The sequence below is a fragment of the Dietzia sp. CQ4 genome, assembly GCF_014145125.1.
Lineage (GTDB): Bacteria > Actinomycetota > Actinomycetes > Mycobacteriales > Mycobacteriaceae > Dietzia > Dietzia natronolimnaea.
This window is the reverse complement of sequence record NZ_JAALDZ010000434.1, coordinates 1-1265: the sequence shown is the minus strand read 5'-3', so window position 1 is coordinate 1265 and position 1265 is coordinate 1. Positions and strand designations below refer to the sequence as shown.

The window sequence follows — 1265 nt, the reverse complement described above, 5'->3', positions numbered from 1 at the left end:
GGGCGTGCCGCCCACCACCCCTGTAGAGCCCTCCAGGTGGGACGCTGCGCGCCCCGCCTGGAGGGCCCCAGACCCCTACCGGGGTCTAAGCCGTGACGGAGTCGATCACTCCTCGAGCTCCCAGTCATACGAGCTCAGGCCCGCCTCCTTGATCGCCTCCAGCACCGCGGCACTATCGATGGAATCGCGCGCCTCCTGCTCGCTGAGCCGACTCGTCACCGGAACCGAGACGGTTACCACCACCCGCACGGAGAACTCCAGCTCGCGCTCGCGGCCGGCAAGATCGTGATCGTGCATGAACTCCTCGAACGCTGAGCACATGTTGTGCCGATCGGCCCACTCCTGCGCCTCCGAGACGATGTTCTCCATCCACGCCTCGTGGGCACGCTGCAGCTCGAAGTTCTGCACCGCCAGCGCCGCCAGAGCAGGAAAGTGCAGCGGCGCGCCCTTCACGGGGCCGACAGAGCCCTCCGGGACCGGCACCAGCTGCCCAGCCGAGACTCCCCTCAGCACGGTGTAGCGGCTGCCCTCCGAGCGGGGATCAAACAGCACCGCGCTCACGCGGCGTATTCCACCCTCCCCGGACGTATCGGCCGTCTCGGCACACACCCAGACCCAGCCCCGCTTAGACGGGCCGAGGTCTGGCACATAGGTCACCAGCTCCCCTTGCGCAGGGAAGCCCTCCAGGGCGGGAGCCTCCTTGTAGGTGGGGCAAATCGCAGCAGTCGGTGACGACGACTCCGCGCCGTTAAGGACAGCAGAAACAGTCATGATTCCCTCCCGGGATCGGGGGCAGGGTGGTTAGTCCCGCCCGAAGTGGACACCCTGAAACTACTCCTCACCTCCGTCACAATCAGCTCCCCAAGCACCGGTAGTCACCTGCGCTTTCGGTGCCGGGGTCGGCGTCGAGGAACGGCCCGGGGCGGGCGGCCGAAGTCCCCCGCCCCCTGGCGGCAAGGGTGGGTGTTACCGTCCGCCTTAGGCGCGGCCCTCGGGCAACGCCGCCTCGCCCCCAGGGGGCGAGATGAGAAATCGCCCGCCATGGCAGTTGGCGGTCGTCGGCGAAAGCCGGGGTTTCCGATATGTGTAGGGCCCGGTCGTCAGACCGGGCCCCTCGCCTATCTCCGGGACGATCAACCAACGCCACGAACCCGCCGCCTGGCATCGTCCGGCAGCCGGCGGCAGGTCAGCCAGGCGGCCGCCTCGGCCCCGTGCTGGCTGCATCGCCGTTACCCCGCCGTTACTCTGAGACAGAGCGGCCCCCC

General features: G+C 68.7%; 1 protein-coding gene. It reads right to left on the bottom strand.

What is annotated here, in order from left to right; genetic code table 11:
• Window positions 1-105 precede the first annotated feature (105 nt).
• Window positions 106-561 carry a hypothetical protein gene (locus G6031_RS18390; RefSeq protein WP_182654064.1) on the bottom strand — a complete coding sequence of 152 codons (456 nt, stop codon included), beginning with the start codon at window positions 559-561 and terminating at the stop codon, window positions 106-108.
• Between the last annotated feature and the right edge of the window lie 704 nt (window positions 562-1265).